General features: G+C 64.3%; 23 protein-coding genes and 1 tRNA gene. 8 read left to right on the top strand and 16 right to left on the bottom strand.

Annotated features, from left to right (window positions below; translation table 11 throughout):
- Positions 1–48: 48 nt before the first annotated feature.
- Complete coding sequence (gene rplI / locus C1A13_RS06325) at positions 49–498, bottom strand: 50S ribosomal protein L9 (RefSeq protein ID WP_101550231.1); 450 nt, start codon at positions 496–498, stop codon at positions 49–51.
- 76 nt (positions 499–574) lie between these two features.
- A complete protein-coding gene (locus tag C1A13_RS06320; protein ID WP_146021695.1) occupies positions 575–2548 on the bottom strand; it encodes a DHH family phosphoesterase in 1974 nt (657 codons plus the stop codon).
- A gap of 182 nt (positions 2549–2730) precedes the next feature.
- Here C1A13_RS06320 and C1A13_RS06315 point away from each other — a divergent pair, with 182 nt between their 5' ends.
- Together C1A13_RS06315 and C1A13_RS06310 are read left to right on the top strand one after the other, a co-directional pair.
- Positions 2731–3213, top strand: a complete 483-nt coding sequence (locus tag C1A13_RS06315) for a DUF6530 family protein (protein WP_101550226.1) — start codon at positions 2731–2733, stop codon at positions 3211–3213.
- Positions 3213–3554, top strand: a complete 342-nt coding sequence (locus tag C1A13_RS06310; protein ID WP_101550225.1) for a GIY-YIG nuclease family protein — start codon at positions 3213–3215, stop codon at positions 3552–3554. The genes C1A13_RS06315 and C1A13_RS06310 overlap by 1 nt, the downstream gene beginning before the upstream one ends.
- 205 nt (positions 3555–3759) lie before the next feature.
- Here the strand turns inward: C1A13_RS06310 and C1A13_RS06305 are convergent, their stop codons facing one another.
- Positions 3760–5973, bottom strand: coding sequence for a ribonuclease J (locus tag C1A13_RS06305; RefSeq protein ID WP_242970822.1), 2214 nt, complete (start codon positions 5971–5973; stop codon positions 3760–3762).
- Positions 5974–6224: 251 nt separating this feature from the next.
- A complete protein-coding gene (locus C1A13_RS06300; RefSeq protein ID WP_101550223.1) occupies positions 6225–8546 on the bottom strand; it encodes a sugar phosphate nucleotidyltransferase in 2322 nt (773 codons plus the stop codon).
- 188 nt (positions 8547–8734) lie between these two features.
- Between C1A13_RS06300 and rnhA the strand changes: the two genes are divergently transcribed.
- From rnhA to nifU, 3 genes are all read left to right on the top strand, one after another.
- Positions 8735–9184 (top strand): ribonuclease HI, encoded by a 450-nt coding sequence (gene rnhA, locus C1A13_RS06295; protein ID WP_101550221.1) that lies wholly within the window; start codon positions 8735–8737, stop codon positions 9182–9184.
- Positions 9185–9283: 99 nt separating this feature from the next.
- A complete protein-coding gene (gene nifS / locus C1A13_RS06290; RefSeq protein ID WP_101550219.1) occupies positions 9284–10477 on the top strand; it encodes a cysteine desulfurase NifS in 1194 nt (397 codons plus the stop codon).
- A gap of 23 nt (positions 10478–10500) precedes the next feature.
- Positions 10501–10929, top strand: coding sequence for a Fe-S cluster assembly scaffold protein NifU (gene nifU / locus C1A13_RS06285; RefSeq protein WP_101550217.1), 429 nt, complete (start codon positions 10501–10503; stop codon positions 10927–10929).
- A gap of 58 nt (positions 10930–10987) precedes the next feature.
- Here the strand turns inward: nifU and C1A13_RS06280 are convergent, their stop codons facing one another.
- The 5 genes from C1A13_RS06280 to C1A13_RS06260 all read right to left on the bottom strand — a co-directional run bounded on the left by C1A13_RS06280 (position 10988) and on the right by C1A13_RS06260 (position 15000).
- Positions 10988–11923, bottom strand: coding sequence for a magnesium transporter CorA family protein (locus tag C1A13_RS06280; RefSeq protein ID WP_101550215.1), 936 nt, complete (start codon positions 11921–11923; stop codon positions 10988–10990).
- Positions 11924–12293: 370 nt separating this feature from the next.
- The gene (locus C1A13_RS06275) at positions 12294–12767 is read right to left on the bottom strand and encodes a DUF4358 domain-containing protein (RefSeq protein WP_101550213.1); all 474 of its coding nucleotides are present in this window, start codon (positions 12765–12767) and stop codon (positions 12294–12296) included.
- A 16-nt stretch (positions 12768–12783) separates the two neighbouring features.
- Positions 12784–13635, bottom strand: a complete 852-nt coding sequence (locus C1A13_RS06270; RefSeq protein ID WP_101550211.1) for a GDSL-type esterase/lipase family protein — start codon at positions 13633–13635, stop codon at positions 12784–12786.
- 536 nt (positions 13636–14171) lie between these two features.
- Positions 14172–14837 carry a hypothetical protein gene (locus tag C1A13_RS06265; RefSeq protein ID WP_101550209.1) on the bottom strand — a complete coding sequence of 222 codons (666 nt, stop codon included), beginning with the start codon at positions 14835–14837 and terminating at the stop codon, positions 14172–14174.
- Positions 14838–14917: 80 nt separating this feature from the next.
- A tRNA-Leu gene (locus C1A13_RS06260) sits at positions 14918–15000 on the bottom strand.
- Positions 15001–15244: 244 nt separating this feature from the next.
- On the opposite strand from C1A13_RS06260, the gene C1A13_RS15250 reads away from it, so the two are divergent.
- Complete coding sequence (locus C1A13_RS15250; RefSeq protein WP_347295252.1) at positions 15245–15691, top strand: YHYH domain-containing protein; 447 nt, start codon at positions 15245–15247, stop codon at positions 15689–15691.
- A 69-nt stretch (positions 15692–15760) separates the two neighbouring features.
- Here the strand turns inward: C1A13_RS15250 and rsgA are convergent, their stop codons facing one another.
- The 3 genes from rsgA to C1A13_RS06240 form a co-directional block, all read right to left on the bottom strand.
- Positions 15761–17152, bottom strand: coding sequence for a ribosome small subunit-dependent GTPase A (gene rsgA / locus C1A13_RS06250; protein ID WP_101550208.1), 1392 nt, complete (start codon positions 17150–17152; stop codon positions 15761–15763).
- 619 nt (positions 17153–17771) lie between these two features.
- Positions 17772–18941, bottom strand: coding sequence for an iron-containing alcohol dehydrogenase (locus C1A13_RS06245; protein WP_101550205.1), 1170 nt, complete (start codon positions 18939–18941; stop codon positions 17772–17774).
- A 28-nt stretch (positions 18942–18969) separates the two neighbouring features.
- Positions 18970–19896: an aldo/keto reductase gene (locus C1A13_RS06240; RefSeq protein ID WP_101550203.1), complete on the bottom strand. Its 927-nt coding sequence runs from the start codon at positions 19894–19896 to the stop codon at positions 18970–18972.
- Between the two features lie 149 nt (positions 19897–20045).
- On the opposite strand from C1A13_RS06240, the gene C1A13_RS06235 reads away from it, so the two are divergent.
- Positions 20046–20828 (top strand): EFR1 family ferrodoxin, encoded by a 783-nt coding sequence (locus C1A13_RS06235; RefSeq protein WP_101550201.1) that lies wholly within the window; start codon positions 20046–20048, stop codon positions 20826–20828.
- On the top strand, positions 20825–21229 hold the full coding sequence (locus C1A13_RS06230; protein ID WP_101550199.1) for a MerR family transcriptional regulator: 405 nt from the start codon (positions 20825–20827) through the stop codon (positions 21227–21229). The genes C1A13_RS06235 and C1A13_RS06230 overlap by 4 nt, the downstream gene beginning before the upstream one ends.
- 43 nt (positions 21230–21272) lie before the next feature.
- Here the strand turns inward: C1A13_RS06230 and C1A13_RS14870 are convergent, their stop codons facing one another.
- From C1A13_RS14870 to C1A13_RS06215, 4 genes are all read right to left on the bottom strand, one after another.
- Positions 21273–21446: a hypothetical protein gene (locus C1A13_RS14870; RefSeq protein ID WP_172439193.1), complete on the bottom strand. Its 174-nt coding sequence runs from the start codon at positions 21444–21446 to the stop codon at positions 21273–21275.
- 156 nt (positions 21447–21602) lie between these two features.
- On the bottom strand, positions 21603–23705 hold the full coding sequence (locus C1A13_RS06225) for a sensor histidine kinase (RefSeq protein WP_101550196.1): 2103 nt from the start codon (positions 23703–23705) through the stop codon (positions 21603–21605).
- A complete protein-coding gene (locus C1A13_RS06220) occupies positions 23680–24375 on the bottom strand; it encodes a response regulator transcription factor (protein ID WP_172439312.1) in 696 nt (231 codons plus the stop codon). The genes C1A13_RS06225 and C1A13_RS06220 overlap by 26 nt, the downstream gene beginning before the upstream one ends.
- A 241-nt stretch (positions 24376–24616) precedes the next feature.
- Positions 24617–25771, bottom strand: coding sequence for a hypothetical protein (locus C1A13_RS06215; protein WP_101550192.1), 1155 nt, complete (start codon positions 25769–25771; stop codon positions 24617–24619).
- Between the last annotated feature and the right edge of the window lie 42 nt (positions 25772–25813).

Raw genomic sequence — 25813 nt, 5'->3', positions numbered from 1 at the left:
CAGATTAAATTCCGCCAACGCAGCCCCTCCTTCCCTCACAGCATCCGGTTATTCCGCTTCGCCGACGACCACGTAGACGTCCGCCGCGATGCCCGGGTGCAGCTTTACCTGCACGGTGTAGCTGCCGAACGCCTTGATGTCGGAATCCATGACGATCTTGCGCTTGTCGATCTGCGCGCCGAACTGGCGGGAGAGCTCCTCGGAGATCTCCTTGCTCGTGACCGAGCCGAACAGCTTGCCGTTCGCGCCCGCCTTGGCCGCGATCTTTACCGTCTTGCCGCCGATCTTCCCGGCCATCTCCTGGGCCGCCTGCTTTTCCACCGCGGCCTTGTGCTCGACCGACGCCTGCCGCGCCTTCATCTCGCCGAGCGCCTGGGCGCTCGCCTCGATCGCCAGCCCCTTGGGCAGCAGGAAATTGCGGGCGTACCCGTCGGAAACCTTGACGAGCTCCCCCTTCTTGCCGCTTCCCTTGACGTCCTGTGTCAGAATCACTTTCATTGTTCCGTCTCCCTTCCGGCCCCCTTCCGGGGGCCTGCCAAATGCGATCTCCGTCGGGCGCGGGCGCCTTCCGGGACTAATTTCTGCTGTTTTCCTCGAAGTATTGGTCGATCGCCGCGACCAGCCTGCGGTACGCCTCGTCGAGCGGCATGCCGGAAAGCTGCGCCCCCGCCATCGTGAGGTGCCCGCCGCCGCCCAGCTTTTCCATGATGATCTGGACGTTGAGCTGCCCCATGCTGCGCGCCGAGATCGACACGCCGCCGTTCATCTCAAAGACGAGGAAGGACGCCTGCACGCCGATGATGCCGAGCAGTTCGTCCGCGGCCTGCGCCGCCGTCACCTGGATGTCGGGCGCGTCGCGGTCGGGCGACACGGCGATCGCGCAGCCGCGGTAGACCTCCGCGTTGGCGACCAGCTTGGCGCGGCGCTGGTAGCTCTCCATCGACAGGGCGAACATCCGCCGCACCTCCACCGTATCCGCGCCGATCTTGCGCAGGTAGGCCGCGGCCTCGAAGGTGCGCACCCCCGTCTTGATGATGAAGTTCTTGGTGTCGAGCATAATGCCCGCCAGCAGCGCCTCGGCCTCGGGGCGGCCGAGCCGCAGCTTGTCGCCGAAATACTGCACCAGCTCGGTGACCATCTCCGACGCGCTCGACGCGTAGGGCTCGTGGTAGAAGATGACGGCGTTGTCGATGTGGCCGACCATCTTGCGGTGGTGGTCGACGACGACGACGTTCTTGCAGGCGTCGAAGACCGCCTCCGACTCGAGGATGTGCTTGACGTGGGTGTCGCAGATGACGAGCAGCGTCTTGCGGGTGATTCTGGGCAGCGCGTCCTCCGGCTCGAGGAACATCCCCTCGAATCCGTTCTGGAGCAGCCGCTCATATTCGAGCGTCACGAGGTTGGTGTTCCTGCGGATGACGACGTAGGCGTCCTTGCCCATGAGGCGGGCGGCTTTCATGATGCCCACCGACGCGCCGAAGCAGTCGAGGTCGGCGGCGCGGTGGCCCATGACGAGCACGTTGTCGCTGCCGGAGATCAGCTCGGCGAGCGCGGTCGCGACGATGCGCGTCTTGACCTTGGTGCGCTTCTCCATGCCGCTCGAGACGCCGCCGAAGAACTCGTAGCCCGACGCGCCCCGCACCGCGGCCTGGTCGCCGCCGCGCCCGAGCGCCATATCGAGCGCCTGGCGCGCGAACCGCTCGCTCTCCTCCAGGGTGGCCGCGTCGCGGCCGACGCCGACCGACAGGGTCGGGACCATCTTGGTCTCCGTCTCGATCGCGCGCACCTGCTCGAGCAGGGTGAACCGCGCCGAAATGACGCCGCGCAGGCTTCGCTCCTCCATCACCGCGGTGAACCGGTCGCGCTCGGTCTTGAGCAGCAGCCCGCCGCTGTCGGTGACGAACTTGCTCACCGCGTATTCGATCTGGCCCATCACCCGCGCGCGCTCGTTGTCCTTCATGTTCTGCTGGAGCTCCTCGTAGTTGTCCACCAGGATCAGCATGACCGACGGGCGGGTCTCAAAGTATTCGCGCGCGTAGCGCTTGAGCTCGGTGTTCTCGAAGAAGTACACCATGTAGAGCTCTTCCTCTTCGCTGACCGCGCGCGCCACGTAGACGGCGTAAAACCGCCCCTTGTATTCGGTGTCGTAGCCGCCCTCGGGACAGGTCCGGGTGATGTCCACGCCGGTCAGGATGGTGTAGATGCTCTTGCCGTAACAGTTCTCCTCCCCGAGGATCTCCTTCTGCCCGAGGCGGTTGCACCAGACGATCTCCCCCTCCCCGCTGCACACGAACACCGGGATGGGGAACCCCGTCAGCGCGTCCTGCTGCACGGTGGTCAGCGTCTGCCCCATCGTGACCAGGAAGCGGCTGATCTGCCGCTTGGCAAGCTGGACCTGCCACACGAGCAGCACCGCGCACGCCACCGTGACGAACGCGCAGATATAAAACAGCCGGATATTGAAGAACAGCGTGGCCACCGTGACGGCCGCGCAGCACCCGATTGCGATCAGCAAAAAGGATTGGAACGGATGATTACTTTTCTTCACTTCAAAACCTCGTTTGTAACGATGTTGTCGGTTTCCCAAGCGGGGCCGGCCCACTCATACATAGACTATTATATCACGTCCACCCGTCTGTTGCAATCCACAACCTGCCGCTTGACAGGCGAGGGCGCCTCTGCTATAATTCAAATTAGTAAATGACTAATTTAGTAAATGGAGGATTCCCCATGAACATCCCAACAACGTTAAAACATAAACCCGTCATCGCGGTCGAGGACTACGAGGCGATCGATGAGCACCGCTTCCCCGGAACCGACGCCAAGGGCCTCTCCCTCGGGCTTGCCCAGTGGAACGACCGCGGGAAGCTCGACATCTCCGCCAAGGTGTGGCGCCACACGGGCGGCAAGTGGTCCCGCCAGTCGGAGGAGCTTCCCCTGCACCGGGTGCTCGACCTGGCCATCCTCACCGCCCGCGCCTGCCAGTTCTTCCGCGAGGAGAGCTACCGCCACCCGGAATTCTACGACCCGGAGCACCCGGTCATCGACCGGGTGGGGCTCGAGGGGGACGCGATGACCGTCTCGGTCTGCACCGAAAACCCGATGATCGGGGAGGACATCAAGCTCTTCAGCCAGGCCCTCTCCGACGAGGGGGAACGCCTCGGCGAGCGGTTTTCCGTCCTCGCGCGGCTCTTAAAGGAGATGGGATACTGATGGACGCGCATAAAAAGGAGCTGCTGAACGCCTACAAGAGCCGTCCCCTTTCGGGCGGCGTCTACATCATCCGCAACACCCGGAACGGCCGCTACCTGCTGGCCGCCGAAACGAACCTCTCCGGCTCCAAGGGCAAATTCGAGTTTTCCCAAATGACCGACTGCTGCAACTGGCACAAGCTCTCCGCCGACTGGAAGGCGTGCGGCAGGGACGCCTTCGTCTTCGAGGTGCTCGACGAGCTCACCCAGAAGGAGACCCAGACGCCCGAGGAGTTCCGCGCCGACCTCGCCGCGCTCGGCGAGCTGTGGGCGGAAAAGCTCGACCCCGCCCTCGCCTATTAGCCTCCCCCGCCCATTCGTCCCCTTATTTAAATCTTCCAACCACGCAACAAAGCGGCCGCCCAATCGGGCGGCCGCTTCTGTATGCAGTTCATCAGAGGGTGGTCCATGGAGGGGGACGACCCGGCCCCCTCCATGAGGCGCGCCGGGCGGGACTGCCCGGCCCTCCTTAACGTGCTTTTGGGCGGGAGCCAAAAGCACGCGCGCCCTAGACCTCCTGGATGACCGGCAGGATCATCGGGCTGCGCTTGGTGCGGCTGTAGAAATAGGAAGAAAGGGAATCGCGCACCTGCGTTTTGAGGTTGCCCCAGTCGCTGACATGCTTTTTGGTGCAGCCTTCGATCGTCTGCTTGGCGACGGTGCGCGCCTCGGCGAGCATATCCTCCGCCTCGCGCACGTAGACGAAGCCGCGCGAGATGATGTCCGGGCCCGCGACGATCTGGCCGTTGGTCCCGTCGATGGTGGTGACCACCACGATGAGGCCGTCCTCGCCCAAATGCTTGCGGTCGCGCAGCACAATACTGCCGACGTCGCCGACGCCGAGGCCGTCGACGAGGATGCGCCCGGACGGGACGATCTCTCCCGTCTTGACCGACACGCCGTCGAGCTCGAAGACGTGGCCGTTCTCGCCGATAAAGATGTTTTCTGGCGGGATGCCCATCGCCAGCGCGAGGCCGGCGTGGCGCTTGAGCTGCTTATACTCGCCGTGCACCGGGAAGAAGAACTTCGGCTTGGTGAGCGCGAGCATGATCTTCAGCTCCTCCTGGCAGGCGTGGCCCGAGACGTGCACCTCGTACATCCGCTCGTAGATCACGTCGGCGCCCAGCCGCATCAGGTCGTTGACGACGCGGCCGACCGTCTTTTCGTTGCCGGGAATGGGGTTGGCGCTGATGATGATGAAGTCGTTCGCGGTGACCGACACCTTGCGGTGGTCGCCCGACGCCATGCGCGAAAGCGCGCTCATCGGCTCGCCCTGGCTGCCCGTCGTGATGAGGACGACGTCCTCGGGGCGGTAGCGGTTGATGTCGTCGATGTCGATCATGACGCCCTCGGGGGGCTTGAGGTAGCCGAGCTCGGTCGAGACGAGCACGGTGTTGACCATGCTGCGGCCGGAGACGGCGACCTTGCGGCCGTATTTCGCGGCCGCCTCGCAGACAAGCTGCATGCGGTGGATGTTGGACGAGAAGGTCGCAACGATGATCCGCTTATGCTCCGCCTGCTTGAAGAGCTTGTCGAAGCTCTCGGCGACCGTCACCTCGGTGGGGGTGAAGCCGGGGCGCTCGGCGTTGGTCGAATCGGACAGCAACGCGAGCACGCCCTTGCCGCCCAGCTCGCCGAACCGCGCGAGGTCGATGATGTCGCCGATGATCGGCGTATAGTCGATTTTGAAGTCGCCCGTCTGGATGATGACGCCCGCCGGGGTGTGGATGGCCAGCGCGACCGCGTCGGGGATCGAGTGGTTGACGCGGATGAACTCGACCTCGAAGCAGCCGAGCTTGATCGTCTCCTGCGGAGCGATCTGCACGAGCTTGACCTTGCCGTAGAGTCCGTGCTCGCGCAGCTTGTTCTCAATGAGCCCGAGGGTCAGCCGGGTGGCGTAGACGGGGACGTTGAGCTGCTTGAGGAAGTAGGCCAGCGCGCCGATGTGGTCCTCGTGGCCGTGGGTGATGACGATGCCGCGCACCTTGTCGCGGTTTTTCATCACATAAGTGAAGTCGGGCAGCACGAGGTCGACGCCCAGCATGTTTTCATCCGGGAAGGTCATGCCGCAGTCGACGAGGAACATGTCGTCCATGCACTCGTAGACCGTCACGTTCTTGCCGACCTCCAGAAGGCCGCCCAGAGGGATGACGCGCACCGGGGTCTTGCGCTGTTCCTTCTGGCCCTTGCGCCTGCGGCCCTGCTGTTTGGCCGCGTCCTGGCGCGCCTCGGCCGCCTGGCGGGCCTTGCCCGGCTCGGAAAGCTCGATCGTCGCGCCGACGACCACCGGGGCCTTTTTGCCGCCCCTGGAAGACTTTTTCGGCGCCTTCGGCGCCTGCTTGGCAGCCGCGGACTTCGGGGCCGCGGGCTGTTTCGCGGCCTGCTTGGGCGCCTGCTGCTTCGGGGCCTGCTGTTTGCCCGCCTGCTGCTTGGCGCCCTGCTTGGGCTGCTTCTGCTGTTTCTGGGGCGCGTCCTGTTTTTCATTCTGCGCCCTGGCGGCGCCGTTCCCCTGCTTCTCAGAGGATTTGGGCGCGGCTTTTTTCGGCGTCTCCGCTTTGGGGAGCGCCTTCTGGATCAGCTTGGCCGCGGCCTCTTTCACCGGCTGCCGGGGCTTTTTCTTCTGCGCGCCGCGTTCGACGACCGAACGCTTTTCGAGCGCGTCAAGCCCCATGCCGAGCTGTTCGTCGGTCAATTTTCCACCGACTTTTTTTTCATCTGTCACAAATGTACCTCCATGTTTTATGCAATTAGCAACTGCTCTTATCAAAATCCGGCAGAAAAGATCACAAAATCAGAACCCATCCTCCAACTGCTTACCCGGTCATGCCCAATCCACGAAACGGGTCAGCATCCCCGCCGGAAAGGACATCAATCGCAGTGAGAGAATAGGCGATGAAATTCCGTCAGCCGAATTCTTCTACCATCAAACGCATTGTGAAAATGCGTAAACCGAACACATGATTATTATACATTTTACCCGATTTCCCCCTCTTTGTCAAGCAAGCTCTCCAGCCGCCTGGTAAAATCTGTACAGAGCTCCTCCGCGATCTCCCAGCTCGCGGCCTCCGCGAAGACGCGGATGGCGCCGCCGTTTTTGCGCGGGCGCAGCAGCACGACGCCGCGGTCGCCCCGCACGACGACCCCCTCCCCCGCGCGTTCCCCGGCAAACTGCCCGAGCGCGCGCGCGGGCGGCGTCCGGATGGGCACCATCCGTTCCGCCTCGGCAAAGGGCGGGAGCTGCCGGTCGAGCTCGCGCAGCGAAAGCCCCCCGCGCTTCATGAGCGCGAGCAGCTGCACGGCGAGCATCAGCCCGTCGCGCGCGCACTGCTGGCGCGCCGCGAGCTTCCTGCCCTGCGCGTCCGAGCCGTCCGCCGGGCAAAGCAGGTAGCGGTAGACCCGCCGTCCCCGCTCGCCGGCCAGCGTGTCGAGCGCCCGCGGAAAGTCGTTTTCCACCGCGACGTCCTCCTGCTGCTCGAACTGCGCGAGGCACCACGCCGCCACCGCCCGGTGGCACCCGAGCTTCGTCTCCCCCTCCGAGAGCTCCAGCCGCCGCCCGTCCTCCGAGAGGGTGAGCTGCAGCGCCGCCTCCTCCGCGATCTCGCAGCCGAGCTTCGTCAGCACGTCGGAGAGCAGCCGCCCCGCGGCGGCGTTCCCGCAGGCGACCCGCGCACGCATCCCGTCGAGCCCGTCGGGGGCCTGCCGCAGCAGCTCGGTCAGGTACATGACCCCGATGCCGCTCATGTCCACGCAGTCGCCGAACCCGTCCGCCCCCGCGCGGGCGAACTCCCCGCGCGAAAGCGCCAGTTCGATCTCCCGCTCGACCCGGCGGGTGGCGGGCAGCCCCGCCTCGCAGAGCACCTTGATCGCGTTCTGCTCCCCGGCGCAGAGGTAGACCCCCAGCGTCAGGGCGTTGTAGCCCATCGCGAAGCCGAAGAGCGCCTCGAAGACGCTCCCGAAGTCGAGCACCGGCGCGCCGGTCGAGCGCACCCCCGCGATGAGCGCCGCGCCGAGCACCTTGGCGCACCGCGCGTCCCCCGTCGCCACGCCGACCGGGCAGCCCTTTGCGAGGGTGCCGACCGCGCAGCCGATCCGCACGGCAAGCTCGGGGGTCAGCTCCACGCCGACCTCGCCGCACATCCCCTCGTCGTCGAAGGCGCAGGCCGCGCCCCCCTTTGCCGAGAGATGGTCGGAGACGGCCGCGCCGTCCGGGACCTTCACGCCGCCCGCGACCCGGATGCCCGCGCGGACCTCCGCGCCCGCGCCGACGGCGGCGCCTTCGCCGACCGCCGCGCCCTCCCCGAGCCGGGCGCGCGACTTGACCGCCGCGCCGGGGCAGAGGACCGCGCCTTCGGCGGCGGCGTGCTCGCCGAGCACGCTGCGGGGCAGCAGCACGCTCCCCCGCACCTGCGCGCCCGCGCCGACGGTGCAGCCGTCGTCGAGCACGCTGCCCTCCCCGACCTGCGCGTTGCCGCCGATCCGCACCCCTTCGCCGACCCACACGGGCGGCGTCAGCTCGTAGCGGCCGGCGGGCCGCCTGCCCGCGAAGTAGTTGCCGGCGGCGTCCCGTTCCCCGCGCAGACGGCAGCGCACCCGCCCCGCGAGCAGGTCCGCCTGCGCGCGCCGGTAGGCCCCGAGATCTCCGATGTCGCACCAGTAGCCCGACAGGGTGCAGTTTTTGAGGAGCATCCCCCGCTCGAGCATCGCGGGGAAGAGATCGGATGCAAAGTCGAATTTCCGGCCCTCGGGAATCATATTGACCGCCTCGGGGGACAGGATATAGATGCCGGTGTTGGCAAGCTCGCTCGTCGCCTGCGCGTAGGAGGGCTTTTCCACGAAGCCGGTGATCCGGTCGGTTTTGTCCGCCACGACCAGCCCGTATTCACGCGGGTCGTCCACCTTCGCGGTCACGATGGTGACCGCCGCGCCGCTCTCCCGGTGCGCCTCCGCCGCCTGACGCAGCGGGAAGTCGCAGAGCGCGTCGCCGCTGATGACGAGCGCGGGGCCGTCGGGCGCGCCGAGCGCGTTTTTGACGCTGCCCGCCGTGCCGAGCGGCGCCTCCTCCTCGCAGAAGGAGAGCTTCACCCCCGCGAACTCCGCGCCCTCAAAATGGCCGGTGAGCCGCTCGGGCAGGTACTGCAGGGTGAGCACGCTCTCAAAGATCCCGTTTTCCGCGAGCAGCTCGAGGATGTATTCCACGACGGGGCGGCCGCACAGCCGCGCCATCGGTTTGGGGACGTTTTCCGTGAGCGGGCGCAGGCGCGAGCCCTGTCCGCCCGCCATAATGACCGCTTTCATCAGATGGGGAACCCTCCGTACAAACAGATTTACCGCTAGTATGGACGAAATCCCCCATCTTTACACTTTCCCGGCCGTCCGGGCGCAAAAAAACGGCCGCGCCCCTTGTAAAAAAGAGCAAAATCGTCTACAATATTTTCCGGTGTCTATCGCTGGGAAACCGGCAGTTTCACGGCACGGAGGAACGGATGCGTAAACAGGTCGAAATCTTTACCGACGGCGCCTGCTCCGGCAATCCCGGCGCGGGCGGCTGGGGGGCGGTCCTGCGGTTCGGGCGGCACGAGAAGGAGCTCTCGGGCGGCGAAATGCAGACCACCAACAACCGCATGGAGCTCACGGCGGTGATCATGGCGCTATCGGCGCTCAAGGAGCCCTGCACTGTCACGATCACCACCGATTCCAAATACGTCGCGGACGCGGTCTCCAAGGGCTGGGTCTACGGCTGGCAGAAGAAAAACTGGATGCGCGCCCCCGGCGAGCCGGTCAAGAACCCCGACCTGTGGAAGCGGCTGCTCGCGCTCCTCGCGGAGCACGACGTGACCTTCCGCTGGGTGCGCGGGCACAACGGGCATCCCGAAAACGAGCGGTGCGACGCGCTCGCGGTCGCCGCGATCGAAAAGGTGCGGGAAAATCCGTGATTTTTCGCGGAACCCCTTGCAAAATATACTTTATCGGTATACAATAGAGGCGTAATCAAAAACAACCCTTACATTTCCGGATAGAATGGTGGTAAGCGAATGAAACGGTTTGTATACGCGGACAACGCCGCGACGACACAGATTTCCCCTGAGGTGCTCGAGGCGATGATGCCCTGGCTCACCGAGGGCTACGGCAACCCGTCGAGCATCTACGAGCTCGGGCGCAGCGCGGGCTTCGCCATCGAGGATGCGCGCAAAAAGGCCGCCGCCGCGCTCGGCGCCCAGCCGAACGAGATCTACTTCACCGGCTGCGGCTCGGAGAGCGACAACTGGGCGATCAAGGGTGCGGCGCACAAGCTCGCCGCCAAGGGCAAAAAACACATCGTCACGACGGTGTTCGAGCACCATGCGGTGCTGCACACCTGCGCGGCACTCGAAAAGGAGGGCTTCGAGGTCACCTACCTGCCGGTGGACGAGCGGGGCCTCGTCACGGCGAAGCAGGTCGCGGACGCCATCCGCCCCGACACGGCGCTCGTGACGATCATGTACGCGAATAACGAGATCGGCACCATCCTGCCGATCCCCGAGATCGGCGAGCTCTGCCGCGAACGGGGCGTCTGGTTCCACACCGACGCGGTGCAGGCGGTCGGCAACGTTCCGATCGACGTGCAGGCCCAGAAGATCGACATGCTCTCCCTCTCCGGCCACAAGATCCACGCCCCCAAGGGGATCGGTGCCCTCTACATCAGGAAGGGCATCCTGCTGCCCAACCTCATCGACGGCGGCGAGCAGGAGCGCGGACGCCGCGCCGGCACCGAAAACGTCGCGTCGATCATCGGACTCGGCCGCGCGATGGAAATCGCCTGCGCCGACATCCCCGCCAAGATCGCCAAGGTCACCCCGCTGCGCAACCGCATCATCGACGAGCTGCTCACCCTTCCCCTCTCCCGCCTCAACGGCGACCGGGAACGGCGGCTCGCGGGCAACGCGAACCTCTCCTTCGTCGGCGCGGAGGGCGAGGCGCTCCTGCTGGGACTCGACATGCTGGGGGTGTGCGCCTCCTCCGGCTCCGCCTGTACGACCGGCTCCCTCGACCCGAGCCACGTGCTCCTCTCGCTGGGACTCTGCCACGAGGTCGCCCACGGCTCGCTGCGCCTGACGATCACCGACTGGACCACCCCCGACGACGTCGAGCAGATCATCGCGGCGGTCAAATCGGTCGTGGAACGCACCCGCGCGATGTCCCCGCTGTGGGAGGATATCCAAACCGGTAAAAAAGCCTTTAAGGTCTAAGCATAGAAAGGACTGGATGCAGAATGTTATATTCGGATAAGGTGCTCGAGCATTTCGCCAACCCCCACAACGTCGGAGAAATCCCCGACGCGGACGGCGTGGGCGAGGTCGGCAACGCCAAATGCGGCGACATCATGAAGATGTACCTCAAAATCAAGGACGGCGTCATCGAGGACGCGAAGTTCAAGACCTTCGGCTGCGGCGCGGCGATCGCGACCAGCTCGATGGCCACCGACATGATCAAGGGCTCGACCATCGAAGACGCTCTGAAGCTCTCCAATCAGGCGGTGGTCGAGGCGCTCGACGGCCTGCCCGCGAGCAAAATCCACTGCTCGGTGCTGGCCGAGCAGGCGGTCAAGGCGGCGCTCGCCGACTACTACCGCAAAAACGGCGTCGACCCCGACCCGATCGTCGGGACGATCACCGAGTGCGAGGCCTGCCACGGGCTGTAAACGAGAATTGAAAGAGCCGCCCATCTGGGCGGCTCTTTTTCTGCCTTGCGGCGGACGTTCAGTGGAACATATCCTTCTTGACGAGGATGAAGGTGCCGATGCCGGCAATGATCAGCGAGATGACGATCGGCACCCACCAGACGGGGAACGGCAGCCCCGAAACGTTCATGCCGTAGAAGCTGAACACCATATTGGGGATGGCCATGACGATCGTGATGGCGGTGAGCACCTTCATGACGATGTTGAGGTTGTTGGAGATGACCGACGCGAAGGCGTCCATCATGCCCGAGAGGATGCCCGAATAGATATTGCACATCTCGATGGCCTGCTTGACCTCGATCAGCACGTCCTCGAGCAGGTCCTCGTCCTCCTCGTAGAGCTTGATGATACGGCCGCGCAGGATTTTTTCGAGCGTGACCTCGTCCGATTTGAGGGAGGTGGAGAAATAGACGAGCGACTTTTCCAGCCCGAGCAGCTGGATGAGCTCCTTGTTGCGCATCGACTGGTGCAGGCGGCTCTCGGTGGTGGAGGAGAGCTTGTCGATCTGCTTGAGGTAGATGAGGAAGCGCGCGGCGATGCGCAGCAGCGTCAGCAGCAGAAAGCGGGTCTTGAGGGAGGTCTGCAGCCCCTTGACGCGGCCCTCCGCCATGTCCATGATCGTGAGGTTGTCGTTGAGGCAGACGGTGATGACATAGTCCCGCGTGATGATGATGCCCATCGGCAGGGTGGTGTAGAGCAGCGTCTTGTTCTCGTCGGTCTGCTCCTCGGCGGAGGGATAGTCGACGATGACGAGGGTCTGGTCCTCCTCGCTCTCGATGCGCGAGCTCTCCTCCTCGTCGAGCGCGGCCCGGACGAAATCGGGCTCCACGCCGAGGTCGCCGGTCAGGTAGGCGACCTCCGCCTCGGTGGGGCTGACGACCGAAATCCAGCAGCCCGGCTCGGGCGCGTCGATCTTGAGGATGCGGTTGTCCACCGTCTTATAGAAATTCAGCATAGAATGGCCCCTTTCTCAGGGGCTTCTAAGCACGGTGGGATGCGCCCCTGACGATATTGTGTTTTTTGACACAGAGCTTCCACCAGCGGGTACTTCCCGGGTCAGGGTTCACATCGGCACCTCCAAACTGTTTGATCGGTTCAAATTCCATATCCGGCGCCCGTTTGACGCCTTTCCCATTATAGCACATGATTCCCCGATTGCAAGCGCAAATTCCCGCAATCCGGACCCTCTTCCGCCTAGCCGCGCAAAAACCGTCCAAATCGGCCTGATTTCCGAAAATCCGGGTCAATACCGTCAAAATTGCGTAAAACTGGACCGCGAGAAAGCCCCCGCGGGAACGGTACGTTCCCACGGGGGCGTCCGGCAGTCAGAACTGCGCTTCAAAGGTCTTTTCCACGGAGGAGGTGTCGTCCGCCATGACGAGCAGGACATAGTTCCCGTGGGTCAGCACGAGCGCGCCGCCAATCTTGGTCATCTCCTCGGGCTTGTAGTCCTCGTAGGAGAACTTCTGGTCCTCGATGCGCACATCGATCGCGTCCTTGATATGCTGCACGTCCGCCGCGTCCTTCGCCTTGATGACGGTGACCTCCTCAGCGGTCGAGCGGGTGCCGCTCATGTACATCGACGCGTCCGCAACCTTCTCCTTGTCGAGCGAACTGTAAAGGCTGTAGAAGACCGTCTCGTCCGCCGTGACCATCTGGTCCTTGAGGTCGAGGCCACCGGCCACCGCCGCGACAACGTCCGCCGCCGCGGGCTGCTTTCCGGAATCCGCCTGCTTGCCGCACGCCGCCAGCGAGAGGACCGCCAGCGATGCGAGCAGGACTGCTAAAATACGTTTCATGATGACAGCTCCTTATTTATGATACGGTGTGGGTTTTGAGGTATTCAAACCACTTGGTGTAATATTCCGGCCCAAAGTGCATCCCGTCGGTCGGGGAGGCCTCCTCGGGCAGTTCGCCCCTGTCGTTCTTGAGCGCCTCGGCCACGTTGACGAAGTAGACGCCCTTCTCCTTGCTGAGCTCGAGCAGCGCCGCGTTGAAGGCGTCGATATGGCTGTTGTCCAGGTTGTAGATGTTGTCCGGCGTCACCGGAAGGATCGACTGGACGTAGATCAGCGCGTTCGGCTGGAGCGCCTTGATGTCGTCGAGCAGCTTGCCGTAACGGGCGATGAAGGTCGCGGTGTCCTCCCGGGCCTCGTTCCCGCCCAGCATGATGTAGAGTTTGGCATAGGGCTTCTGCCCGAGCGCGTCCATGATCGTGATGCGCCCCTCCTCCGTCTTGACGACCTCGCGCGTGTAGACGGTGTCGAGGTTGACGCTGGTGCCCGCGAGCACCGTGGTGTTGGACATGAGCCCGTAGAGGCCGATCCCCTCGGTGATCGAATCCCCGACGAACGCCGCGTCGTCAAAGTAGGTGCCCATCACCCGCTCCGATTCGGGGACCGCCCCATCGGGCAGCGCGGGCTTCTCCGGCGCCTCCGGTTCGCTGCTCTCCTCCGGCTCGGAGGAGGACGCCTCCGGCTCGCTCGATTCCGGCGCGGCGCTTTCCGCCACGGAGGGCGCGCTCTCCTCCGGTTCGGCGGCCACCTTCTGCCAAATCCCGGCCACGGCCAGCGAAAAAACCAGCGCGAACGCCAGCAGGCCGAGCACCGGCCAGAGCATATTCCGATTGTGCCCGCGAATCACCTTGGGCGGTTTCTTTTCAAACATCCCTTTACTCCTAACGGCGCGTATTCCGTCCGTCCCCCCGCCGCCCCTCCGGCCGCGGTAACGTGCTTATTATACAACATCGGCATTTGCCTTGTAAAGCCAGAAAATGGATGCCTGCAGCGCACAAAAGGTTGCAAAACCGGCGAAAGCAGGGGCGTTCCGCCCCATTTCCGTGACTGCGGCAAACGGTTCACAGAATATACACAAAGTTATAAACACTTTCCACCGAGTTTTCCACAGGACCGTTTCCCCGTAATCAGCGAGACGGCCCCCTTCTCCCCCGTCGTTTCAACAGCTTATCCACTGTATATTCGTCCGGGGCGCGGAAAATATACATGCATTTGTCCGCCAATGAAGGGCGGCGGCTGTCCGGAAAAAGGATTATACTTGAAGTCATACACCCCTTACGTGTCAAAATCTAACCGGATTCCTGCACACCGCGCCCGCTTTTTTCCATCGCGGTGCCTCCGGTGCGGGAAGGCAAAAAAATCCGGACGCTTTGCGTCCGGATTTTCGGCATGTCCGGAAGAGCGCCGCTATTCGGCGGCCTCCGTCTTTTCCCGCACGCGGCGGGGGAGGATCGGCGGGAACAGCCCCATTTTCACGCCGATGCGGTGGAAGAGCAGCGCGAACCCGACCAGCAGGACGAGCTGCATCGGGACGACGATGTATCCGTTGAGGGTGTCGTAGCCGTAAACGGCGTGCCCGCCCTCCATGTCCACCATCAGGTCGGTGCGGGTGAGCCCGCCGTAGGGGGCGAATCCCTCGACAAGCTCCGCCGGCAGCTCCCCATGGACGATCGTCCCCACCGGCAGGAGGATGTCGTGGCTGTAGAGGCCTGGTTCCCCGTCGTCCCGGATCGCGTCATGGTTGATCCTCGCCGCGATCCGGCTGCCGTCCTCCAGTTCGAGCGCCTCCCACCGCCGGCTTTTGTAGAAGGGGCCGCCGTTGTTGAGGACGGCGTACAGGTCGCCGCCGAAGGTGAACGTCCCGTGCTCCAGCATCTCGTCCAGCGTGCGCGCCCGGAAGGTGTCCCCGGCGGCGGGCGCGCCCACCGTCCCCGCCCCGCCCGCGTTGGAAGCGGCGTAGGACTCGTAGAGCGCGGGGAAAACGGCGTGGTTGAAGAGCCAGACGATCCCCAGCATGATCGGCAGAGCCAGCAGCAAGGAAAGCCAAATGTCAAAACGCAGTCTCCGTCTCAAGGAAAAGCCTCCTCTATTCGACGCCCGGCGCGCCGGACAAAAATAAAAACACCAGCCGCCGCAGCGACTGGTGTCTTTTTTGGTGCGGTGGATGGGACTTGAACCCACACGCTCGCGCACACGCCCCTCAAACGTGCCTGTCTGCCGATTCCAGCACCACCGCATGTCCATCAGGACCGAGGGCAAATCAAAAGCCGAGCTTCACTCGACGAATTATACCTTACCATATTGATGCGGGAATGTCAAGGTGAAAAAGAGAATTTGTTGGAAAAATTGCCTTTACAACGGACGGCTTTTTGATCACGCCGCGCAGCCGCGGCGCGGATGGTTTTTCCTCCGCCGTTCGACAGATTTCGACATTCCCAGTATTTTCCGGAGGGTACAATGGGTGCAGGAGGTGTTGTCCCATGAAAAAAATGCTCTGCGTCCTGCTGTCCGTCCTGCTGCTTTCGCTGCCGGTTTCCGCCCATTCGGGGCGCACCGATTCCGCCGGCGGCCACCACGACAACAAAAACGTCAGCGGGCTCGGCCCCTACCACTACCACCACGGCTATCCCGCGCACCTGCATCCGAACGGCGTCTGCCCCTACGAGAGCGCGCCGGCGGTCCCCGCCGCTTCCGCGCCCGCCGAGGCCTCCGCCCCCGCGGCGGCGGCCGCGCCGGCCGTGACCGGCAAGACGGACGCCGAGAAGGCGCTCTTCCTCGACACCTATATCGCGCTCATCCAGGGGGAGGGCTCCACCGTCTACCACAGGCTCGGCTGCACCGACTTTGACGAGACGGCGGGCTTTGTGGCCTACAACACGGCGAACGCCGAGGCGATGGGTTACACCGCCTGCACGAAATGCCACTGAGCGGGCAGCGTCCCGCGCCGCAGAAAAGCAGCCGCTTACGCGGCTGCTTTTCATTTTCCCAATCTCCGCCTACGGCTTCTCCGGGGCGGCTTGCCAGAGCGGGAAGGGCGGCTCCGCCAGCGGCTTCACCGCGATGGACATGAGCAGGGCGGGGTTGTCGTCCGCCGCGATCCGGTTCGAGCTGAGCGCGCCGCACGCCCGGCAGCGGTGGATGAGGGCCCACTCCCCGTCCTTGCGCACCCAGACGCCGATGGGGTCCATCGTGCCCCCGCAGAGCGACGCCCGGTCCCCCGGGCGGTTGTCGACATGGACGCTCGACAGGCAGCGGGGACAGTGGTTGCGGTGGCGGCTCCCGGCGTCCTCCGGCGTCACCAGAGCGCCGCAGACCTTGCAGGTGAAGCTCTCCATGCAGGGCTCATGGCGGTAGTCCGCCTTCTTCCACTGCCGCAGGGTCTTGGAGAGCTCCTTCTGCCGGCGCTGCTTTTCCCGCAGGAAATCCGCCTTGCTTCCGGAAAGCCGCGATTCCTCCCGGAGCTTCCGGTAGGACTCCCAGCGTTCGGGCGAAAGCTCGCCGCGCCGGATCGCCTCCGCCACCGCGCAGCCGGGTTCCCCCTGGTGGCGGCAGTCGCTGAACCGGCAGTGCCCGAGGTGCTCCTCGACGTCGGGGAAGCCGCGGGAGATCCCCTCCTCCGCCTCCCACATCCCGAGCTCGCGCATGCCGGGCGTGTCGATCGCCAGCACGCCGTTTTCCAGCAGGAGCAGCTGGCGGTGGGTGGTCGTGTGCCTGCCCCGCCCGTCCTTTTCGCGGATGCCGGAGGTGCGCATGACCTCCCCGCCCGCCAGCGCGTTCACAAGGGTCGACTTTCCCGCGCCCGACGGGCCGAGGAAGACGACCGTCCTGCCCGGCTTCAGGTAGCCGGCGAGCTGGTCGAGGCCGTACCCCGTGCGGGCGCTGACCGCGAAGACCCCCGTCCCGGCGGCGAGCTTTTCCGCCGCGCGGAGCTGGTCCGTGAAGTCCTCCACGGCATCCGCCTTTGTGAGCAGGACCGCCGGGACGGCGCCCGACTGCCACGCGAGCGACAGGTACCGCTCCAGCCCGCGCGGGCGAAATCCGCTCCCGAGCGGCTGCAAAATGAAGACATAGTCGAAGTTCGCCGCCACCGCCTGTTCCCCGTGCCCGGACGAGGAGGGGTCCCGGCGGGAGAACCGGGTTCTGCGGGGCAGCATCTCCAGGATGCGGCTTTCCCCGTCCTCCCGCCAGTCGAGCAGGACGAAATCCCCGACCGTCGGGCCGGTCTCCCCGTCCTCGCGGCGGGCGTCCGCCGCGAGGCGCGCGAGGCCGGCGCCCCTGTCGCAGACGATCTCAAAGCAGCCGCGGCGGACCGCCGTTATGCGCGCCGGGATTCCCCGCGCATCCTGCGGCAGGTCTGTCCGGCGAAATCCATATTGTTCGATATTCAAATGTTGTTCCCTCCGAATAAAATACAGGTTCCAAATGTTCGGCCGTTCCGGCCTCTCCTTTCCATCCGGGCTTTCCTCACCAAGACGCAAAAATCCCGCGGAAACAGAACCTTTCAGCCTGTCTCCGCGGGATTGTCCGGCGTGCCGCTGCGCGCGATCAGGGCGCAAAAAAGGACACGCCAAACGTGTCCTGCGCTGCGCAGCCTGCTGCGCGACAGTATTCACGAAAGGTGGCGCAAACGTCGCAAAAGCGCCGGGCGTTCCCCGCGCTCCCGCTCCGTTCCGGGCTATTCGGTTTTAGTGGAAAGCCACCTCATAAATTGCCGACATCAAGCGTTACTCCCTGTATGTTCCGATCAAACGGAAGGATTTGCAGATATCATATCCCATTTCGCGCAAAAATGCAAGGGGGAATTTTTCCCGCGCCGCGCGGCCGCAGGAAAAACCGGCAAAATCTCCGCCGGGTCGGGGGCAGGCGCGCAACCGTCACGCCGTCCTGGACGGCGGCGCGCCGGGGCTCGACGCCTGCGCCTAGAGCCGCGCGGAACTCTTCCGAGGCGCGGCCCGGCAGGGCATCTGACAAAAAAGGCCCCGGACAATGTCCGGGGCCTTTTTACCGTTACCGGTAGGACTCCTCCAAAATTTTCAGCGCGTCCGCGTCGGAGAGAGGCGCGGGGTCGACCTCGTAGAGGCCGCCCATCGTCTCCCGCGCGTTGCGGGCGTACTTTTCAAGCTCCTCCCGCTTCATGCCGTAGCCGCTCATCCTGATGTCGTCCACGCCGCAGGCGCGCATGAGCTCCTCGAGCGCGGCGACAAAGTCCATCGGCTCCTTCGCGTCCTTCCTGCCGAGGGCCTTTGCCATATCGACCATCCGCTCGTCGCAGCAGCCCGCCTTCGCCCAGTGGGTATAGTAGGCGCGGCTCACCGAGATGAGCGCTGCGCCGTGCTCGAACTGCGGGTGATAGGCGCTGATTGCGTGGGCGAGGCTGTGCTCGGAGGTGCAGCCGGAGGTCGATTCGACCATGCCTGCCAGCGTGTTGGCCAGCGCGACGTCGGCGCGCGCCTCGAGGTTGCCGCCGTCCGCGACCGCCGCCGCGAGGCTTTTGCCGATCAGCTCGATCGCCTTGAGTGCGTAGAGGTCGCTGAGCACGTAGGCGGTGCAGTTGAGGTACCCCTCGGTGCTGTGGAAGAGGGCGTCGAAGCCCTGGTAGGCGGTCAGCCGCTTCGGCACCGTCAGCATCAGCTCGGGGTCGACGACCGACAGCACCGGGAAGGTCTTGTCATAGCCGCCGCCGATCTTCTCGTTCGTCTCGGTCTTGGTGGTCACCGTCCAGGGGTCGGCCTCGGTGCCGGTACCCGCCGTCGTCGTGATCGCGACGACGGGAAGCGGGTCGTTCGGAGGGGTGAGTCCCTTTCCGGTGCCGCCCGAGATATAATCCCAGTAGTCCCCCTCGTTGGCCGCCATGATCGCGATCGCCTTGGCGGAGTCGATCGCGCTGCCGCCGCCGAGCCCGACGACGAAGTCCACGCCGTTTGCCTTGGCGAGCGCCGCGCCCTCCATAACGTGGTCCTTGATCGGGTTGGGCAGGATCCTGTCGAAGAGCAGGTGCTCCGCGCCCGCCTTGTCAAGCTGCTCCTCGACCCGCGCGAGGTAACCGTATTTTTTGACCGAGGTTCCGCCCGTCGTAACGATGAGCGCCTTTTTGCCGGGCAGCTCCTGCCGCGACAGCCGGTTCAGCATCCCCTTGCCGAAGAGGATGCGGGTGGGAATGTAGTAGTTGAATTTCATCTGATATCGCTCCTTTATCTCGTTTGAATCAGGGCAGGACGTTGCCCGCCGCCTGATAGATCGCGTACCACTCCTCACGGGAGAGGGTGACGTCCGCCGCGCGGCAGATATCCGCGAGCCGCCCGGGATTCATCGTGCCCGCGACCGGCTGCATATGGGCCGGATGGCGGAGGATCCACGCGATGGCGACCGTCGTATTGCTGACCCCATGCCGCTCCGCGATCCCGTCGATCACGCGGTTGAGCGCGGGGAATTTGTCGCTGCCGAGGAAGACCCCCTCGAAAAACCCGTACTGGAAGGGGGACCAGGGCTGGATCGTGATGTCGTGGAGCCGGCAGAAGTCGAGCACGCTTCCGTCGCGGCAGAGGGCGGAGTCGTTTTCCATGTTGACGTTGAAGCCGTTGGAGATCATGTTGCAGTTGGTGATGCTCAGCTGGAGCTGGTTGGCCACGATCGGGCGGGGACCCATCGCGCGCTGGAGCAGCTTCATCTGGCCGGGGTTCTGGTTGGAGACGCCGAAGTGCCGCACCTTGCCCGCGGCGGCGAGCTCCTCGAACGCGCCGGCGACCTCGTCGGGCTCCATCAGCGCGTCGGGGCGGTGGAGCAGCAGCACGTCCAGGTATTCGGTCCCGAGCCTGCGCAGGCTGCCCTCGACCGACTCGATGATGTGCCGCCTGCTGAAATCGAACATGCGCGGGTTCTTGACGATGCCGCATTTGGACTGGAGGATCAGTTTTTCCCGCACCGACGGGCTCATGTGCGCCGCCTTCGCGAAGATCTCCTCGCAGGCGCCGTCCCCGTAGATGTCCGCGTGGTCGAAAAAGTTCGCGCCCAAATCGAGCGCCGCCTGCACGAACCGTTCGGCGGCGGGGCCGTCGAGGTTGTTTATCCGCATACAGCCGACCGCGACGACCGGAACGGTCGGCCCGGCGGCGCCCAGCTTCATCGTTCTCATGCTTTCACCGCATCCTTTCTCCGCTGATGATATTCCGCCGCTTGCGCCGCGGCGGCGTTTCTGGTACGATATGATTATAGACCTTAGAGTATGCTCGAAGTCAATACCCCCAAAAAATATTCTTCCCCGGTGAAAGGAGGCGTCCCGGCGTGATCGGTCTCTACCTGAGCGGAACCGGCAACACCAGATACTGCGTCGAATACCTGCTGCGCCTGCTCGACGAAACGGCGGAGGCGGTGCCCATCGAGGAGGAAAACGCCGCCGAACGGGCCGCGGCGCATTCCTCGATCGTTTTGGCGTACCCCATCCAGTACTCCAACGCCCCGCTGATGGTGCGCGCGTTCATCCGGGACCATGCGGAGCTCTGGCGGGGAAAGCAGGTCCTCTGCCTGGCGACCATGGGCGCGTTCAGCGGCGACGGCGCGGGCTGCGCCGCCAGAATCCTGAAGAGGTGCGGCGCCGCCGTCACCGGCGGCCTGCACCTGCGCATGCCCGACTCCGTCTGCGACAGCAGGCTTCTGAAAAAGCCGCTCGAGGAAAACCGGAAAATCGTCAAAGCGGCGGAAAAAAAGATGCGGGAGGCCGCCGCCCGCATCCTGGCCGGGGACTTCCCAAGGGACGGGCTGGGACTCTCCCGCCGCATCGCGGGCCTGCTGGGACAGCGCCTCTGGTTTTACGGCAAGACGGCGCGCTATTCCGACGGGCCCAAATTCAGCGGGGCGTGCGTCGGCTGCGGCCTCTGCGAAAGGGTCTGCCCCATGCGCAACCTTTCCATACAAAACGGAAGGCCCCTGCCGCGCGGCCGCTGCACCATGTGCTACCGCTGCATCAGCCTCTGCCCGCGGAAGGCCATCACCCTCCTCGGGAAGGAAGTCACAGAACAGTGCCGCATCGAAAACTACCTGTCGAATGAAAAGGAGGACGCGGAATGAGCTACACCATCGCGCAGGCGGCGCGGCGCGCGGGGCTGACTGCGCACACGCTACGCTATTACGACAAGGAGGGGCTGCTGCCCTTCGTGGACCGGTCCCCCTCGGGGTTCCGCGCCTTCAAGGAGAGCGATTTCGAGTGGCTGTCGGTCATCACCTGCCTCAAGAGCACGGGGATGCCCATCCGGGATATCCGGCAGTTCATCGACTGGTGCGTGCAGGGCGATTCCACGCTGGCCGACCGGCTGGCGATGTTCCGGCGGCAGAAGTCGATCGTCGAGCAGCAGATCTCCCAGCTTCAAAAGCACATGGAAAAGATCAACCACAAGATCCGCTATTACGAGATCGCCTGCGAGGCCGGCACCGAGGACGCGGTCCGCGGCATCCCCTGCGACGAGCTGTGAGGAGAAAAGGCCGGGAGCCCCGCGGGGCTCCCGGCCTTTCTCCTCAGCCGTCCTTTTTGCGGAAATGGAAGACCAGCATCGCCGCCGCCCAGACCCCGAGCGGGACGAGCAGCCACCGGTAGGACACGGCGATATACGCCGAGGTCAGCGCCAGCAGAATGAGCGCGACCAGGGCGACGCAGAGCAGCCCGACGAGGAACAGCTTCTTTCCCGACATCCCGTTCCCTCCCCCACTTTTTTCTGCCCCCATCATACCATATCGCGCGCCCAAGAAAAGCCCCCGCGCCGATTTCTAACGGAATCTTAATCCGCGCCCGCACCGGACGGCGAAAGGCCCGCGGCAGCGCCGCGGGCCTTTCGCTTTCGGGGTGCTCTATTCATCCGTGGGTTCAGGAGGAGCCTGTTCATCGGACGGCACGCCGCCCGCCGCAACCAGATATTCCGCCTCCGGTACGCCATCCCCGGGCGCGTCCCCGTCCTCCCGCAAAACGGGGGCCGGTTCCTCCGGCCGCGGGGCCGGCTCCTCCTGGCAGAGGGGCAGCGTCACCGTGGCCTTGAAGAGGTCGCCGTCCAGCTCGATCGACAGCGCGCCGCCCGAAAGCTCCACAAAGCTCTTGGCGATCGCGAGCCCGAGCCCGCTGCCCTCTCCGGTGCGGGAGGCGTCCCCCCGCTGGAACCGCTCGACGATGTCCTCGGCGGTGAAGGTCATCTCATAGCTCGCCACGTTTTTGAAGGAGATCTCCGCCGTCTCCTCCGCCTGCCGCACGACGATGTAGACGCGGGTGCCGGCGAGGGAATATTTAAGGGCGTTGCCCAGCAGGTTTTCAAAGACGCGGTGCAGCTTCCTGCCGTCCGCCCAGACGAAGAGCCGCTGGGGGGCGAGCTGCGCCTTGATCTCCACGCCGGACGGGTTCATCCTTTCGTCCATCTCGGCGATCGTCTGCTCGGCCAGCGCGACCACGTCGATCCGCTCGGGTTCCAGATCGATCGCGCCGCTGTTCGCCTTGGAGATTTCAAACAGATCCTGCACGAGGTGGCTGAGCCGTCCCGCCTTCTGCCCGATGATCTTCACATAGTCGTTGGCGAAATCGGGGGTCAGGTTTTCCTGCCCGAGCAGGTCGGCGTAGTTGATGATCGAGGTGAGCGGCGTTTTGAGATCGTGGGAGACGTTGGTCACCAGTTCGACCTTCATCCGCTCGCTGCGCACCTGCTCCTCGACCGCGCGGCTCACGCCGCTCATGATGTCGCTGAGGTCCTCCCCCAGCCCGGCGAAGTCGCCCCGCAGCAGAAGCGGCCCCTGGACCGTGCCGCCGCGGACGCCCGCCGTGTAGTCCACCACCTTGGAGAACTCGTCCATGTTGCGATTATATTCGAGCACGAAGCGCGCGAGCAGGAAGATGCCGAGCGCCAACACGCCGACGTCGAGGATCCATCCGACCGGCCCGAGCAGGATCAGCACGCCGAACACGACCAGAAGGATGAGTTCCACGCCGATCAGCACGGCCAGCCGGGTCTTCATCCGCTCGAGGAACTCATAGGGGCTCTCGAGGCTCCTCATGAACCGCACGACCGACATGGGGATGTTGTTCCGGAAGAACTCCCTGCCGTTGACGGCAAGGTCGGCCAGCACGAGCCAGCACCACCAGAAGCAGAGCAGGAAGACGGCGATGCCGGGCGCGGGGCCAAGCTCCCCGCTGAACGTCGCCCACAGCGTCCACCCGCCGAAGCCGAGCGCGGCGGCCGAGAGGAGGAGCTTGACCTCCATCCACAGCCGGCCCATCGCGGAGGCGATGGCGCGGTGCGCCGCGCCGAGGGTGCGGTGGGCGATCAGCGTGCCGAGCAGCACCAGCAGGGCGAGCCCCGCGACGGCGCCCGCGGCGGAAAGCACCATCATCCACCGGAACCAGCGGTAGTATTCGCTGTAGACGGGGCCGTAGTTGAGCATCTGGTCCCGCGCCTTGACCGCGATGGCGATCGTCGGGGATTCGGCCCCAAGCCCCCCGGAGGAGAAGCTCGCGGCGTAAGGGGAGCGCCAAAGGGAGTCGTATTCGCGCTCCTGAACGCCGCTGCCGAAGGTGAAGAGCCGTTCCTTCATATGGATCCCGTTGATGTAGACCACGTGGTCGTACTGTCCCGCGCCCACCTGCTCCAGCAGGTCGGCGGCGAGCAGCTCCCCGTTTCCGGAGGCGTTCTTCGACCAGTTCTCCCGGGTGGCCCCGTCATAGATGTCGAAGCTGACGTTGTCCTCCCCCCACAGCAGGGTGTCCGCCTCCTGCTTGCCGCGCGCGATGTCGTAGGCGTCCCCGATGAGGGAGCCCATCAGCCTGCGGTAGCTCGCGGTGTCCTTGTAGTCGGCCGCGACCTCGTTTTCCAGCGCGAACGGCGTGAGAATCCCCGCCGTCAGCAGGATCGACAGGCTGAGGAAAAAGAGGAAGAAACACAGCCCCGGCCTACGCTTTTTCGATTTTGTAGCCAATGCCCCACACCACCTTCAAATATTTTGGTTCCCGCGGATTGATTTCGATCTTCTCGCGGATGCGGCGGATGTGGACCGCGACGGTGTTTTCCGGCGCGAAGCTCGGCTCGTTCCACACCCGTTCGTAGATTTCATCGATCGAGAACACCCGCCCCTGGTTGCGCATGAGCAGCTCCATGATCTTGTATTCGATCGGGGTGAGCTTGACCTCCTCGCCGTCGACGGTGAGGCGCTTCTGGTGCACGTCGAGGGCGAGCCCGCCCACCGACAGCACCTCCGACGCGCCGCCCGCGTCCGCGGCGGTGCCGAGCTGCACATAGCGGCGGAGCTGGCTTTTGACCCGCGCGATCAGCTCAAGGGGGTTGAAGGGCTTGGTGATGTAGTCGTCCGCGCCGAACTCCAGCCCAAAAATTTTGTCGGTGTCCTCGCTCTTCGCCGAGACGAGGATGATGGGGATGTTGTGCTCCTCCCGGAGCTTCAGCATCGCCTTGATGCCGTCTAGCCGGGGCATCATCACGTCCATCAATATCAGGTGGATGGTGTGGCCGGCCACGACGTCGAGCGCCTGCAGGCCGTCGTACGCTTTATAGATCTGTAAATTTTCCCTGCTCAGATAGATCGCGATCGATTCCACGATCTCCCGGTCGTCGTCCACGACCAGCACACTCAGTCTCTCTTCCATTCGTTTTGTCCCCCCGCAGGCGATTTGCGGCCTCGGCGCAATCCGTCCGGCCGCGACCCTCGTTTTCATGATTATACCACACCTCCCCTCTCTCGTCATGCTTCGATGATACCAGACAGTTCTTTCCTGCGGGTCGACAAAATTCTTACAATTCCCTTAACAATTTGCGACAAAATACAAAAGGTGCGGGTCCCAAACGGGACCCGCACCTTATTAAAATCAGTGCAGCTTACGGTTCATTGCCTTCCGTGTAGACATAAACCTTTCCTTCTTCCGACTCATAGCGGCTGCTGCTCGGTTTGAATTTGTAAGTATAGGAGCGGCCGTTGTCAATGGTATTGCTGCCGTTACTGACCCAGGAAACAGTACCCTTGACCTCGTCGCCGTTGTCGTCGTAAGCCCTGACCATCTTCTTCAGGTCGCTAAGCAGCGATTTCAGTTTAACATCGTCGTCTTTCGCAACGAGATAGCCCGGGCTCTTGAGCTCGAGGTCGATCTCACCGGAGGCCACGTCGAGATAGATCTTTACCGAACCGTCGACCGGCGCGTAGGACTTGTCGTCCGGCGTGAAGGTGAAGGTGTAGCTCTTTCCGCTCTGGACCGAACGGTTGTTGGAGGTGGTCCACCTGGCGTCGCCCGCGAGGTAGGTGCGGGTGGCGTAGTCATAGACCTCGAGGTTGTCGTTGAGCTCGTCGAGCACGTCGCCGAGAGTCGCTTCATCCTCGTCCCAGTAGATCGAATCGATCTTGACGCGGTAGTCGCCCTTCGAGCCGGTGGAGGCGGAGGAAGAGGCGGCGGGCTTCGTCGCCGCAGGCTTCGTCGCGGCGGCGGTCGGGGCGGCCGTCACGGCGGTGTTCGCCGAGGTGGTGATCTTCGCGGTCTTGGAGGTGACGTCCTTCTTGGTGACCGTCGCGCCCTTGGCCAGCGTGATGTTGGCGGCCGCGGTCACCTTGAGGGTGCCGACCTTGCCGTTGATCGCGACCGGGTTCGGGGTGTCGACCGTCATTGTGGTGACGTTTGCGGTCGCGCCGAGGGTCACGGCCACGCCGTCGTTGAGCTCCTTGGCGAGCGTCAGAGAGGCCATCGGGCCGCTGAGCGTCAGGGAGGTCTGTTTGCCGACCGTCACGTTGCGGGCCTTGCCGGTCGAATCGGTAAAGCAGACGAGCAGGTCGCCGTCCTTATGGGTGGTCAGCTTGATGTTGGCGGTTTTGATCGGGTAGGAAGCCGACGCGCCGTTACGCGTGAAGAGAATCTTGTCCGCCTGCGCGGTGACGCTGTAGGTGCCGGCGGTCTGGGTGGTCGCGGCGCTCGCCATCACGGCGAGGCTCAGCACCATCATGGCGGCCAGCAGGACCGCGGTAAACTTCTTGCCAAGCTGTTTCATCATCTTGTCCCCTTTTCTGTTGACGTTGGTGTTTGGGTCCGT

It is taken from the genome of Anaerotruncus massiliensis (ex Togo et al. 2026) (assembly GCF_900199635.1).
Lineage (GTDB): Bacteria > Bacillota > Clostridia > Oscillospirales > Ruminococcaceae > Anaerotruncus > Anaerotruncus massiliensis.
This window is presented reverse-complemented; position numbering and strand designations above follow the sequence as displayed.